Source organism: Streptomyces sp. NPDC028711, from assembly GCF_055565415.1.
The window spans coordinates 1,123,333-1,137,098 of record NZ_JBVHUJ010000001.1 but is presented as its reverse complement, the minus strand read 5'-3'; the positions used below and the strand labels follow the sequence as shown (position 1 = coordinate 1,137,098).

The window sequence follows — 13,766 nt, the reverse complement described above, 5'->3', positions numbered from 1 at the left end:
CGGTCGCTGCGGGGGCTGTGGTGGCTCCGGCCGAGGGTCCTCCGGCCGGGGGTGGCGAGCAACCGCCGGGCCAGGGGGCTGAGGCGCCGCTCGCCGTGGGCGCCGCGGTGGCGCCGGCCGGGAACGGCGGGGAGTCGCCGGGCTCGGGTGGTGCCCCGCTTTCCGGCGGGGGCGGCACGCAGTCACCCGCCTCGGGTGGTGCGGCCGCGTCCGCCGCCGCCTCCGGCGGGGGAGGGGACGTGCAGGCGCCTGCCTCGGGTACGGAGGCGGCGCACACCGACACCGCTGCCTCGGGGGATACGGTCACCGCTCCGGCCGCTCCCGCCGCTCCCGCAATGAGCGAGGCGGGCTCCCTCGGGGGCCGTGTGTCGGCGTCCGCCCCGGATGGTGCCCGGGGGCCGGACGTGCCCGGAGCCGAGCCCGGGGCTACCGGGAGTCCGGAGGCCGCGCCCGCGCGGGACCGGGAGCCGGTGCCGTCCGCGCCGGGCGTGAGCGGCGGCGCCTCGCCCGGACCGTCCGCGCCGGGCGCGAGCGGCGGCGCCTCGCCCGGACCCGCCGGTACGGCGATGCCCGGTACGGCGACGGTCGGTACGGCGACATCCGGGGCGGCGACGTCCGGGGCGGCGGTGCCTTCCGCCGCGCCGCCGACCCACTCGGGAGGAGGGTCCGCCTCCGGTACGTCGTCGCCCACCCGCCCGGCCACGCCCGCGCCCGGCGGCTCGCCGGCAGGGGACTCCGGCCTGTCGGTGGTCATCCCGGCGGGGACGTCAGCCGCTTCCCCGGACCGGCCTGCCGGGTCCGCCGACGGCACGCCGGCGAACCGCTCCGACGGAACCGGCCCCGCCCGTACGCGCTTCGTCACCGTGGAGCCCCGGGAGCCCGGCGGCACGCCCACCACGCGGCCGGTCGTCGACCTCGCACTCCCTTCCGGCGCCCCGGACGAGACCGCCGAGCGCCGCGCCCCCCTGCCGGACCTCGGGCAGATCGCCGACGCGCGCGTCGGTACCGTCGCCGTGCCCGTCGCCGCCGTCGCGCGGGTGGCACGGCGGAAGAACGTGATCGGCGCGGAGACCACCGGCTCCATCCCGGTGCATCTGCTCTTCCGGGACGAGCCGGGGACGGCCGTACCCCTGGCGGCGGGTGAGGACGACGGGGGGCCCGACACGGTCGCCATGGCCGCGCCCACCCTGCCGGGGAAGGGCCGCGCGCCCGCCATCCCGGCCCCGTCGAAGGTGCAGGGCCAGACGGGGGCCGTGACCGATCCCGCGTCCAAGGGGCAGACGGAGGGACAGGCCACGGGGCAGGCGAAGACGCAGGCCAAGGCGCGGACCGGGAGGGCTCACGCCAAGCCCAAGGCCCCCGCGTCCGCCTCCCGTCCAGCACCCACCGCCGACCCCGCGCTCGTCGAGCGGCCGGGGCCGGTGCTGCCCGGGTGGGTCGGGGTGGCCGGCGGGGCCCTCGCGCTCGCGGGGTGCGCGGCGGTCGTGTGGTGGACCGGGGCGGTCCCGGCGGAGGCGGCGCGGATGCTGCGGCTGCCGGAACGCCCGTACCACGGCATTCATCTCGGCCAATGGGCGCTCCTCGCGCTCGGTGTGGTGCTCACGCTGTTCGGGTTCGGCGGTCTCAGCCGGGGCCGGGTCGGCTACGCCCTGGTGCTGAGCCTGTTCGGCGACTACCGCGGCACGGTCCGCCGTACGGGTCTGCTCTGGGTCAGCCCGCTGCTGCTGCGCCGCAGGGTCGACGTACGGCTCCGGCACTGGCGGAGTGAGCCGCTGTCGGCGGTGGACGCGAAGGGCACCGCGCTGGACGTCACCGTCCTCGTCGTGTGGCGGGTGCGGGACACGGTCCGGGCGGCGCTCGGTGTCGACGGGCACGAGGACTATCTGCGGGAGCAGGTGGAGGCGGCGATGGCCCGGGTCCTCTCACAGCTTCCCGCGGACGCCTTCCACGAGGACGCCCCGACGCTCCGGGACGCGGAGGCGGTCGGCGAGGCCCTGACGCGGATGCTGTCGGCGGAGTGCGCGCCGGTCGGGGTGGACGTGTTCTCGGCGCAGCCGACGCGGATCGAGTACGCGCCGGAGGTGGCGGCGGCGATGCGGAGGCGCCGGATCGCGGCGATCGACGCGAAGCACCGGGACAGTGTGCTGACCTCGGTGGTGGACGCGGTGGACGACGTGGTCCACCGGCTGACCAGTCGTGGTCTGGTGGAGCTGGACGACTACGAGCGCAAGGCGCTGGTCAAGGACCTGACGGTGGCGTTCTACACGGGGCGGACGGGTCCTGTAGAGGGGGCGTGAGGGGATGGACATGTTCAACTTCCGTCCATACCTTGGTACTTGGTCCAGACCAAAATGAGGGACAGGCAAGACCCGTACGCGCGCGCACGGCCCAACGGAACTCCCCCACGTTCTCCTGGAGCGACAGCATGCGCAAAAAGTCAATCGGGGCGGCGGTGGTGGCGCTCGGCGTCGCCGGCGCCACCCTCTTCGCCTCCGGCAGCGCCGGCAGCCACGGCTACACCGACGCGCCGATCAGCCGCCAGAAGCTCTGCGCCAACGGCACCGTGACCAACTGCGGCCCCATCCAGTGGGAGCCGCAGTCGGTCGAGGGCCTCAAGGGCTTCCCCGCCGCCGGTCCCGCCGACGGCAAGATCTGCTCGGCCGGGCTCACACAGTTCGCCCAGCTCGACGACCCCCGGGGCGGTGCGTGGCCGGCCACCCGGCTCACGGCGGGGCAGAGCTACAGCTTCCGCTGGCAGTTCACGGCCCGGCACCGCACCACCGACTTCCGGTACTACATCACCAGGAACGGCTGGGACCCGAGTCAGAAGCTGACCCGGGCCGCGCTCGACCCCCAGCCGTTCCTGACCGTCCCCTACAACAGCCAGCAGCCGCCGGCGACCCTCTCGCACTCGGGGACGATCCCGGCGGGCAAGACGGGCCGTCACCTGATCCTGGCGGTGTGGACGGTCGCGGACACCGCGAACGCGTTCTACGCCTGCTCGGACGTCCAGTTCTGACGGCACGTGGCCTGACGTCACGGGTGCCGGGGGGCGAGCCGCACCTCGGCACCTACCCTCACCGCCCCGCCGCCCTCGCTGTGGGCACCTGTTCCGCTGGGACGGCGCCCACCCGTTGCGGGCAATCGTTCCGCTGGGGCGACGCCCACCCCCACCGTGCCACCCCCGTTGTGGGCAATCGTTCCGCTGGGGCGGAACGGGTGGGCACAACGGAACGGCGCCCCTTGCCGGGCCTAGGCTTCCGCGCCTGAACCCGCACCCCGTTGTGCGGCGCACAGTCCGGTGCGGGTCAAGGCACAAGGGGCGGAGGCGCCGCCAAGGGGCGCCGTCCCGTGTGCCCACCCGTCCCGCCCTGCGGGACGATTGCCCACACGGGGGTGGGCGACGCGGCCGACCCGGGCAGTGGGCGCCGCCCCGGCGGGACGATTGCCCACACGGGGGGTCGGTGGGGCGCCGCCCCGGGCGGGTATCGCCCCTGCGGGACGTTTGCCCACACGGGCGTGGGCGCCGGGCGGTGGCCCGCACGTGGGCCGGGCGGATCGCGAAGGCCGGGCCCCGGGGGTAAGGCCCAGCCCCACCCCCGGACGCCCCCAGCGGCATGGGCAAGGCCACCCCCACCCCCTACCGTGGCGCCATGCCCCCCCGCACCCCCTGGCACGCCCTCGCCCACCCCCGATTCCTCCGTAGCTCCTGGCCCTGGCGAGCCGTCGGTTATCTCGCCGGCGGCGGGGTCCTCGGCAGCGCCGCCTGCCTCGTGTTTCTCGTGCTCGGCGTGTTCTCGCTCCTCCTCGTCGGGCTGCCCCTGCTCCTGCTCTCCGGCCTCGCCCTCGGCGGGATCGAGCGCCGCCGCCTCCGCCTCGTCGATCTGGATCCCGCCCCCGACCCGCACCGCGTCCCCGCCGCGCCCGGTCTGGCCGCCTGGCTCCGGCTCCGGGCGGGGGAGCAGGCGACCTGGCGGGAGCTCGCGTACGCCCTGCTGCTCGCGACCGTCCTGTGGCCGCTCGACCTCATCGCCCTCGCCACCGGTCTCGGCCTGCCCCTGGCGCTGCTCAGCACCCCGGTCCGGCTCGCGGTGGACGGCCAGGAGGCGAAGGTCGTCAAGGTGTACCTGGTCACCTCCTGGCCGGAGGCCTTCGCCGCCGCCCTCGTCGGCGCACTCCTCCTCGTCCTCCTCGCCTACCCCCTCACCGCCGTCGCCGGGGCCCGCGCCGCCCTCGCCCGCGCCCTGCTCGCGCCCCGCGAGACGGGGCAGGGCGGCGGCATCGGCGAGGTCATCGCCTCCCGCGCCCGGCTCGTCGACGCCTTCGAGGCCGAGCGGCGCCGGATCGAGCGCGATCTGCACGACGGGGCCCAGCAACGCCTGGTCGCCCTCACCATGACCCTGGGCCTGGCCCGGCTCGACGCCCCGCCGGGCGGCCCGCTCGCCGAGCAGCTGGCGAAGGCGCACACGGAGGCGGGCCAGGTCCTGACCGAGCTGCGCGAGCTGATCCACGGCATCCATCCGCAGGTCCTGGCCGACTACGGGCTCGGCCCGGCCCTCGCCGACGCCGCCGACCGTTCCGCCGTGCCGGTGGACCTCGACATCGAGCTGCCCCGGCTACCGGTGTCCGTGGAGAGCGCGGGTTACTTCGCCGGCCGCGAGGCGCTCGCCAACATCGGCAAGCACAGCGGCGCCCGCCGGGCGCGGATCACCGCCCGCCACAGGGACGGCGTCCTGCGCCTGGACGTCGAGGACGACGGCCGCGGTGCCGCGGATCCGGCCGGGGGCAGCGGTCTGACGGGACTGGCCGACCGGATCGCGGTCCTCGATGGCACACTGACGATCATGAGCCCGAAGGGCGGGCCGACCCTCCTGCGAGTGGAGATCCCGTGTCCCGCACCGACCGAAGACTCCCCACCGACCGAAGACTCCGCGTCGTCCTCGCCGAGGACGGCGTCCTCCTCCGGGAGGGGCTGATCGGACTCCTGGCCCGTTTCGGGCACGAGGTCGTCGCCGCCGTCGGTGACGCCGACGCCCTGCGCGAGGCGGTCGCCGCCCATGATCCGGACATCGTCGTCACCGACGTCCGGATGCCGCCCGGTTTCCAGGACGAGGGCCTGCGCGCCGCGGTCGCGCTCCGCGCCGAGCGGCCCGCCCTGCCGGTCCTCGTCCTCAGCCAGTACGTGCAGCGCAGCTACGCCGCCGACCTCCTCGACGCGGGCGACGGCACCGGCGTCGGCTATCTGCTCAAGGACCGGGTGGGGCAGGTGGAGGAGTTCCTGGACGCCCTGGCCCGGGTCGCGGACGGCGGTACGGTCGTCGATCCCGAGGTCGTACGGCAGCTGCTTCGGCGGCACCGCGATCCGCTGGAGGCGCTGACCCCGCGGGAGCGCGAGGTTCTGGGGCTCGTCGCGGAGGGCCGTTCGAACGGGTCGATCGCCCGCCGTCTCGTGGTGACGGAGGCGGCCGTCGGCAAGCACATCGGCAACATCCTGGCGAAGCTGGACCTGCCGCCGGCCGAGGACACCCACCGCCGGGTCCTCGCCGTCCTGACGTACCTCCGGGCATGACAAGAAAGCCCCTCGCTTCCGCGAGGGGCTTTCTCTGTCTGTGCGCCGCCAGGGACTCGAACCCCGGACCCGCTGATTAAGAGTCAGCTGCTCTAACCAACTGAGCTAGCGGCGCCTGCTGACAGAGAAAATACTACCTGGTCCCACGGGATGCCATCGACCACCCCGCGAGACACCCCTCAGGCCGCCCTCAGGCCGCCCTCAGGCCTCCGTCAGACCCACGTCACGCCTCAGATGGCCAGCGACAGCACCACCGGCGCCGCCCTCCGGTTCAGCGTGTCCGCCGCCGAGCGCAGCCGGTGGGCGTGCTCGATCGGCAGGGAGAGCGCCAGGCAGCCCACGGCGGAGCCCGCCGTCAGGGGGACGGCGGCGCAGACCGTGCCCACCGCGTACTCCTGGAGGTCGAGCACGGGGACGGTCGGAGGCTGGCTGTCGAGCTTGGAGAAGAGGATCCGCTCGTTGGTGATCGTCCGAGAGGTCAGCCGGGCGATCTTGTGCCGGGAGAGGTGGTCCCGTCGGCCGTTCTGGTCGAGCTGGGTGAGCAGGCACTTGCCGACGGCGCTGGCGTGCGCCGCCGAGCGGAAGTCGACCCACTCGTTGACCTTGGGTGTGCGCGGGCCGTCGGCGAACTGGGTGATCTTCACCTCGCCGTCGATGTACCGGCTGATGTAGACCGCCGCGCCGACGGAGTCGCGGAGCTCGGTCAGGGTCTCCTGGAGCTTGGCCTCCAGGGCCTCGCGGCGGGTCATGCCGGAGCCGAGGAGGACGAGGGAGTCCCCGATCACGTACGCGCCGTCGGCGACCTGCTCGACGTACCCCTCGCGGCGGAGCATGAGGAGCAGCGAGGAGAGGTGGGCGACGGGCAGGCCGGTCTCGCGCGCGATCTGGACGTCTGTCACTCCGCCACCGTGCCGCGAGACCGTCTCGAGGACGCGCAAGGCGTATTGCACCGAGTGGAACGGCGCGGTGGGCTCGGGCTTCAGCGCCACGGTTTCCCCCTACCAGGTTGTGACCGCAAGCTTTCGTCCCACGATAGCCGCCAAGCCCCCTTTTCGGGGCGGCTGTTGGCGAGAATGATGCGGAGCATCCGGGCCCTACGCTGGGGCTCTCCACCCTGGCATATGCCAAGGTCATGAGTGGTCCGTAGACCCTCAGGTCAGGGCCGTGCGGGAGGGCGCTCGGGCGTCAGTTCGGGCCGCGGCGGGCAGGAGATTTTTTGCGCGGAATCCAGGGGAAGCGGACGCCGTCGACGGCCTCTCCGGTGGCCGAGAACCGCCGAAACCGGTCGGAATAAACGGAGACACCCTCCTGTTATGCCTCCGAAGCGGTCGCGGAAGCAGTGACCGTACGTGTGCCGAGGAGGGTCCCGAAGGTGTCCGACGCTATTCGAGGAGAGGTGCGGGGTACCGCGCCCGTTCCGCTGTCCGTACTGGACCTGGTGACCGTCGGCAGCGGCAGGACCGCGACCCAGGCGCTGGCCACCAGCGTCGAGCTGAGCCGGCTCGCCGAGCGGCGCGGCTTCCACCGCCACTGGGTGGCGGAACACCACTCCATGCCCGGCGTCGCCTCCTCCTCCCCGGCGGTGATCCTCGCCCACCTCGCCGCCCACACCCGCCGCATCCGCCTCGGCTCGGGCGGCGTCATGCTGCCCAACCACGCCCCGCTCGTCATCGCCGAGCAGTTCGGCACCCTGGAGGCCTTCGCCCCGGGCCGGATCGACCTCGGCCTCGGCCGCGCGCCCGGCACCGACGGGGCCACGGCCGCTGCCCTGCGGCGCAGCGACACCCTGAACGAGGGTGCCGACGACTTCCCCGAGCAGCTCGCCGAGCTGACCCGGTTCCTGGACGACGACTTCCCGGACGGGCACCGGTACGCCCGGATCCACGCCGTGCCCGGACCGGTGCAGGGACCGAAGGGGCGCCCGCCGGTCTGGCTGCTCGGCTCCTCCGGCTTCAGCGCCCGTCTCGCCGGTCTCCTCGGGCTGCCCTTCGCCTTCGCCCACCACTTCTCGGCGAGGAACACGATCCCGGCGCTCGACCTCTACCGGGACTCGTTCCGGCCGTCGGAGCACCTGGACACCCCGTACGCGATGATCGGCGTCTCGGCGCTGGCCGCCGACGAGGCGGCGCAGGCCCGCCGTCAGGTCCTCACGGGCGCGCTGTCGATGCTGCGGCTGCGTACCGGCCGGCCGGGGCTCATCCCGACGCCGGAGGAGGCGGAGGCGTACGGATTCAGCCCCGCCGAGCGCGAGTTCGTGGACGGCTGGCTGGCGAACGTCGTGTACGGCACCCCGGACGAGGTCCGGACGGGTCTGGACGACCTGAGGAAGCGGACCGGGGCGGACGAGCTGATGATCACGGCCAACGCGCACGGCGGTGAGGCGCGGCTGCGGAGCTACGAGCTCATCGCCGACGCCTACGAACTCCCGGAGCTGCCGGATTCCGAGCAGGGGGCGGCCGGGTAAAAACCTCGGTCCCCGCGCGCGGCTGGTTCCTTCCCGAACGGCCCCCGCGCTCCCCCTAAGTGAACCTTAAACCGCTCGTCACCGATGGTGGCGGGCGGTTCCACTTTGTGCTGCACCCCTCTGACAAGGGCTTTCGACAGGGAATTGGTCTAGTCCTCAATCTGGTTCAGACCATTGACGAGGTGTTCACGCGCCGGTTATCACTTCCTCATCTCCTGTACGGCACCACCCCGTTCTCCCCCACTTCGGAGGCCGCACGTGCACCCCCGTAAGCCATTGATCGCCGCGCTCCTCAGCTCGGCCCTCGTCGGCGGCGCCCTCGCGGCGACCGTCGGCCTCGGCTCCGCCCAGGCGGCCGACACGACGACCACTGCCTCTGCGGGCAACGTGCGCATCGCGTACTACGACCAGTGGAGCGTCTACGGCAACGCGTTCTACCCCAAGCACCTCGACACCCGGGGCATCGCGAGCAAGCTGGACGTCATCAACTACTCGTTCGGCAACATCCACCCCACCAACCTCACCTGTTTCATGGCCAACAAGGCCGCGGGTGACGACGCCAACCCCAACGCGGGTGACGGCGCGGGCGACTCGTACGCCGACTACCAGAAGTCCTTCAGCGCGGCGGACAGCGTCGACGGCGTCGCCGACAAGTGGGACCAGCCGATCGTGGGCGTCTTCAACCAGTTCAAGGAACTGAAGGCGAAGTACCCGCACCTGAAGATCAACATCTCGCTCGGCGGCTGGACGTACTCCAAGTACTTCCACGACGCGGCGAAGACGGACGCGAGCCGCAAGAAGCTCGTCTCCTCCTGCATCGACCAGTACATCAAGGGCAACCTGCCCGTCGAGGGCGGCTTCGGCGGCGCGGGCACGGCGGCCGGCATCTTCGACGGCATCGACATCGACTGGGAGTACCCCGGCTCCTCCGGCGGCCACCTGGGCAACCACTACGGCCCCGAGGACAAGCAGAACTTCACCCTGCTCCTCGCCGAGTTCCGCAAGCAGCTCGACGCGCACGGCGCGGCCAACGGCGGCAAGAAGTACCTGCTGACCTCGGCCCTCCCGGCCGGCCAGGACAAGATCAAGTACATCGAGACCGACAAGATCGGCCAGTACTTGGACTACGCCAACATCATGACGTACGACATGCACGGCGCCTGGGACGGCGACGGGCCGACGTACCACCAGTCCCCGCTGCACCCCTCGCCGAACGACCCGACCGACGTGATCGCGCCGGGCACCGAGAAGTACAGCATCGACGCGGCCATCGACTCCTGGATCGACGGCAACCCGGCGTACGGCATCGCGGGCGGCTTCCCCGCGAACAAGCTGACCCTCGGCTACGAGTTCTACTACCGCGGCTGGAAGGGCGTCCCGGCCGGCACCACCAACGGCCTCGCCCAGACCGCCACCGGCGGCTCCAACGCCCGCCCGCTCAGCCAGCAGGCCGGCATCGCCCACTACAAGGAGCTCGGCGGCATCGTCGACAACGCGTCGACCACCTTCTGGGACGACCAGTCGAAGTCCTCGTACTTCTACAAGGACGGCGAGTTCTTCACCGGCCTGAACCAGAAGTCCATCCAGGCCCGCGTGGACTACGGCAAGCAGCGCGGCCTGGCCGGCGCGATGATGTACTCGCTCCTCGGCCTCGACGACAACGCCACGCTGCTGACCCAGATCAACACGGCGCTCGGCGGCACCACCGCCCCGCCGACCACGACGCCGCCGACCACCCCGCCGACGACGCCGCCCACCACGCCCCCGACGACGACGCCTCCGACGACGCCGCCCACGGGCTGCGGCTCGCTCCCGGCGTACGTGGCGGGCACGGTCTACACCGCGGGCAACGAGGTCTCCCACAACGGCCGCAAGTACAAGGCCCAGTGGTGGACCCAGAACGAGACGCCGGGCACGACCGGCGAGTGGGGCGTCTGGAAGGACCTCGGCGCCTGCTGAGCTCTCACCGGCGACCGTGCCTGACGCGCTGAACCCCCCATGAACCGCTGCCCCCGCCCGGAATGTCCCTCCGGCCGGGGGCAGTTCCATGTCCCCGGCCGGTCGCCTCGGGTGGGGTCGCCGGGCGCGAGCCGCCAGGGCCTGGGGCCTGATCCGAAAGACACCCCCCAGGGGTCACACCGGAAGCGGCTCCGTGCCGATCAGTTCGGCGATGCGGTCCGGGGCCACCGCCCGTGAGTACAGCCAGCCCTGCCCCGTGTCACAGCCGATCCGCCGCAGCCGGCTCGCCTGCCCCGAGGTCTCGACGCACTCCGCGGTGACCGTGAGGCCGAGCCGGTGCGCGAGCTGCACGAGCGCCTCGACGATCAGCTCGTCCGCCGGGTTGGCGTGCTCCTCGTCCTGGAAGCCGCGCACGAACGATCCGTCGAGCTTGAGCACCGAGACCGGAAGCCGGCTCAGATAGGCCAGGTTCGAGTAGCCGGTGCCGAAGTCGTCGATCGCGATCCGCACCCCCATGTCGCTCAGCGCCTGGAGCGCCTGGAGCGGCCGGCCGGCCGAGCCCATCACGGCGGACTCGGTCAGCTCCAGCTGGAGAAGATGCGGGGCGAGACCGGTCTCCGCGAGGATGCCCGCCACGTCCGCGACCAGGTCGGAGTCCCACACCTGACGGACCGCCACGTTGACGCTCACGAAGATCGGGCGCTCGCGCGGATGGTCCTTCTGCCACTGCCGGGCCTGCCGGCACGCCGTGCGCAGCACCCACCGGCCCAGCTCCACGATGGAGCCGTCCTCCTCGGCGATCCCGATGAACCGATTCGGCGCGAGCGAGCCGAACTGCGGGTGGTTCCAGCGCACCAGGGCCTCCACCCCGCGCACGGCCCCGTCCGCCAGATCCACGAGCGGCTGGTACTCAAGACCGAACTCCCCGCGCTCCACGGCGGGCCGCAGGGTGGAGGAGAGGGCCTGCCGGGTCATCCGGTGCGCGTTGCGCTCGGGGTCGAAGAGGGTCCAGCGGGCCTTGCCGTCGGCCTTCGCCCAGTACAGCGTGGTGTCCGCGGCCTGCATCAGGGCCGTCGCCGTCGTCCCGTGCCCGGAGCGCTCGACCACGCCGATCGAGGCGGAGACCGCGAGCCGCTGCCCTGCCAGGTCGAAGGGGTGCTGCAGCGAGTCGAGCACCGATCGTGCCAGGTCGGCGAGTTGCTCGGTGCCGGTGGAGTCCTCGACGAGGATCGCGAACTCGTCCCCGCCGAGCCGCGCCACCAGATGGCCGCCGCCGCGGGTGTAGCCGTCGCTGTCCGCGCACTCCGTCAGACGTCCGGCGACGGCGGCGAGGAGCCGGTCGCCGACGCGGTGGCCAAGGGTGTCGTTGACCGCCTTGAAGCCGTCGAGGTCGAGGTAGCAGAGTCCGATCCGCCCTGTTCTGCCATACCCGTACGACTCGTACGAAGAGCTGATCGCGCCCTTCGCCCCGGCTCCGCCCGTACGGCCGGAGCTCCCGGCCGCCTCCGGTTCCTGATCGTCCCCGGCGTCCTGGGCCGAGGCCTCGAGGGCGGCCGAGAGGCGCTCGAAGAACAGCGCGCGGTTGGGCAGCCGGGTCACCGGGTCGTGCATCTGGAGGTGGCGGAGCCGGGCCTGGAGCTCACGGCGGTCGCTGATGTCCGCGATCGACAGGAGGACGCTCCGGCTGTCGGGCACGGGCGCCACGGTGACCTCGGCCCACAGCGAGCGCCCGTCGGGGTGCTTGAGGCGGCGCGTACAGCGGAAGCGGGAGCGGCGGCCGCGCAGCACCTCGCGGTACGCGTGCCAGGTGCGCCCGTCGGACGCGAGGTCCACGAGATCGGACGCGGCCTGCTCGCGGAGCGCGCCGGCCTCGGTGCCGAGGAGGGTGCCGAAGGAGTCGTTGGCCGCGACGACGATCCCGTCCTGGTCGACGACGGCCATGGCGAGCTGGGCGACCCGGAAGGCGGCGTGGTAGTCGCGGAGTTCGGCGGCGTCCCGCCCGCCGTGCTGCGGGGGATGCCCGGGGTGGGGCCGGGTGGCGAGCTCGGGTCGGGGCCCGCCGCGCTGCTCGGGGTGACGCTCCGTGAGTGCGGTCTCTGCCGCGTGCTTCTCCGGCGGCTCTGGGTGCACCGGTCCTTCGGGGGTTCCGCTCACCGCTCGCTCCCGTAGTGCAGTCGGGCCGGTCACATGTGGTCGGGACGGTCGGCCAAGGAAGAGTGAGCCGATCATAGAGCCAGCGCGGGGGAGCCTTCCAGCTACAGAGCGCCTCCGGGGAGCGTCCGGCGCTGTGAGGCCGACCACCACAGGACCCTGCGTGATCGTTTCTGCGCGGGTCTGACACGGGTCGATGACGGCGTGACCGAATGTGACTTTCCGTGAGCTGAAGCGCGCCCGTGTCGCGTCGACCCCGTGGCGCCCTCTCACCCGACCGGGGCAGCGGAAACATGCGAAACGCCGCAAACCATCACAAGGTGGGTGAGGTGTCCCGCATTCCCGATCCGGAGGTCCACGTGAGGGGTCAGCAGCCACCCGGGGGAGTGGAACGCTCGCGGCTGCGTGCCGGCGCGGCGGCCTTCACCTCGCTCGCCGCCCTGGCCGCCACCGGACTCGTCGCCGGCCCCGCCGTCGGCGCGCCCATGGCGGGTCCCTGCGCCCTGCCCCGCACGGCGGCCCATCACTCGCTCGGCCTCGACACCTGGAACAGGTCGTACCCCCGCCCCGACCGCGCACTCGACGCGGTCATGATCTTCCTCTCCTTCCCGGACTCGGAGCCGCTCATCGAACCGGCCGAGCTCGCCGCCGACCACTTCCCCGCCACCAGCGACTACTTCTCGCGCGCCTCCTACGGGCGCTTCACCCTGCGCCCGCACCTCCAGCCGGCCTGGACGCCGATGCCCAGGGAGTCGAGCGCGTACGACATACGGCGTGACTGGGACGCCGGGCAGCGCGCCGCCTACCTCCGGGACGCGGTCGCAGCGGCCGACGCGAGCGTCGACTTCTCCCGGTACGACGTCGTCTACCTGGTCGCCGACCCGGACGCGCCCGGCGTGGACTCCGACGCGACCAAGGTGGTCAACCTCGAACGGCCCCTGAAGGTCGACGGCACCGAGATCAAGCGGGTCGTGACCGTCTTCGAGCGGCACCCGCCCGACCGCAACGTGCTCGCCCACGAGACCGGCCATGTCTTCGACCTGCCCGACCTCTACCACCGCCCGGTGGACGGCAAGGGCGACTGGGACACCCATGTGGGGGACTGGGACGTCATGGGCAGCCAGTTCGGACTCTCGCCGGACCTCTTCGGCTGGCACAAGTGGAAGCTCGGCTGGCTCTCCCCGGCCCAGGTGGCCTGCGTCCAGGGCGCCGAGCCCCGGATGGTCACCCTGGAACCCACCGACACCCCGCCGCCGCCCGGCGGCACCCTCGGCACCCGGCTCGCGGTGGTCCGCACGGGACCCGACACGGTCCTCGCGGTCGAGGCCAGGACCGACGCCGGGAACAACGCCGACACCTGCACCCAGGGCGTACTCGTCTACCGGGTCCGCGGCGCCGCGGCCTCCGGCGACGGCCCGGTCGAGGTCGTCGACGCCCACCCGCGCACCGAGGCCTGCTGGGACAGCTCCGTCTACCCGCCGCTCGCGGACGCCCCGCTGGACGAGGGCGAGACCCTCACCGTGCCGGGGACCGGGGTCAGGGTCGAGGTCATGGACCGCACCGGGACGGGCGGCTGGACGATCAGGGTCACCCCGCCCGCCGTCGACTGAGGGGGCGGCGCCG

The 13,766-nt window shown here is 73.0% G+C and carries 9 protein-coding genes and 1 tRNA gene; 7 read left to right on the top strand and 3 right to left on the bottom strand.

Annotated elements, in window-relative coordinates; genetic code table 11:
• The first annotated feature begins 566 nt into the window (after window positions 1-566).
• From ACZ4VK_RS04965 to ACZ4VK_RS04950, 4 genes are all read left to right on the top strand, one after another.
• The gene (locus tag ACZ4VK_RS04965) at window positions 567-2,297 is read left to right on the top strand and encodes an SPFH domain-containing protein (protein ID WP_468348870.1); all 1,731 of its coding nucleotides are present in this window, start codon (window positions 567-569) and stop codon (window positions 2,295-2,297) included.
• A 128-nt stretch (window positions 2,298-2,425) separates the two neighbouring features.
• Entirely contained in the window at window positions 2,426-3,019 is a 594-nt protein-coding gene (locus ACZ4VK_RS04960; protein ID WP_468348485.1) for a lytic polysaccharide monooxygenase auxiliary activity family 9 protein, read from the top strand.
• A 634-nt stretch (window positions 3,020-3,653) separates the two neighbouring features.
• A complete protein-coding gene (locus tag ACZ4VK_RS04955) occupies window positions 3,654-4,976 on the top strand; it encodes a sensor histidine kinase (protein ID WP_468348483.1) in 1,323 nt (440 codons plus the stop codon).
• Entirely contained in the window at window positions 4,889-5,569 is a 681-nt protein-coding gene (locus tag ACZ4VK_RS04950; RefSeq protein WP_468348481.1) for a response regulator, read from the top strand. The genes ACZ4VK_RS04955 and ACZ4VK_RS04950 overlap by 88 nt, the downstream gene beginning before the upstream one ends.
• A gap of 41 nt (window positions 5,570-5,610) precedes the next feature.
• Here ACZ4VK_RS04950 and ACZ4VK_RS04945 read toward each other — a convergent pair.
• Window positions 5,611-5,684 (bottom strand) — tRNA-Lys (locus ACZ4VK_RS04945).
• Between the two features lie 115 nt (window positions 5,685-5,799).
• Window positions 5,800-6,558: an IclR family transcriptional regulator gene (locus tag ACZ4VK_RS04940; RefSeq protein ID WP_468348479.1), complete on the bottom strand. Its 759-nt coding sequence runs from the start codon at window positions 6,556-6,558 to the stop codon at window positions 5,800-5,802.
• A gap of 383 nt (window positions 6,559-6,941) precedes the next feature.
• On the opposite strand from ACZ4VK_RS04940, the gene ACZ4VK_RS04935 reads away from it, so the two are divergent.
• Complete coding sequence (locus tag ACZ4VK_RS04935; protein WP_468348477.1) at window positions 6,942-8,033, top strand: LLM class flavin-dependent oxidoreductase; 1,092 nt, start codon at window positions 6,942-6,944, stop codon at window positions 8,031-8,033.
• Window positions 8,034-8,291: 258 nt separating this feature from the next.
• Entirely contained in the window at window positions 8,292-9,992 is a 1,701-nt protein-coding gene (locus tag ACZ4VK_RS04930; RefSeq protein WP_468348475.1) for a glycosyl hydrolase family 18 protein, read from the top strand.
• Window positions 9,993-10,166: 174 nt separating this feature from the next.
• Here the strand turns inward: ACZ4VK_RS04930 and ACZ4VK_RS04925 are convergent, their stop codons facing one another.
• Complete coding sequence (locus ACZ4VK_RS04925) at window positions 10,167-12,146, bottom strand: putative bifunctional diguanylate cyclase/phosphodiesterase (protein WP_468348473.1); 1,980 nt, start codon at window positions 12,144-12,146, stop codon at window positions 10,167-10,169.
• Window positions 12,147-12,472: 326 nt separating this feature from the next.
• Here ACZ4VK_RS04925 and ACZ4VK_RS04920 point away from each other — a divergent pair, with 326 nt between their 5' ends.
• Entirely contained in the window at window positions 12,473-13,753 is a 1,281-nt protein-coding gene (locus tag ACZ4VK_RS04920; protein WP_468348471.1) for a M6 family metalloprotease domain-containing protein, read from the top strand.
• Window positions 13,754-13,766: the final 13 nt, after the last annotated feature.

What these genes read in the sequence shown, in the direction of transcription:
- ACZ4VK_RS04960 (WP_468348485.1), top strand. Translation starts at nt 2,426, where the DNA reads ATGCGCAAAAAGTCAATCGGGGCGGCGGTGGTGGCGCTCGGCGTCGCC.
- ACZ4VK_RS04965 (WP_468348870.1), top strand. Translation starts at nt 567, where the DNA reads ATGCCCGGTACGGCGACGGTCGGTACGGCGACATCCGGGGCGGCGACG.
- ACZ4VK_RS04955 (WP_468348483.1), top strand. Translation starts at nt 3,654, where the DNA reads ATGCCCCCCCGCACCCCCTGGCACGCCCTCGCCCACCCCCGATTCCTC.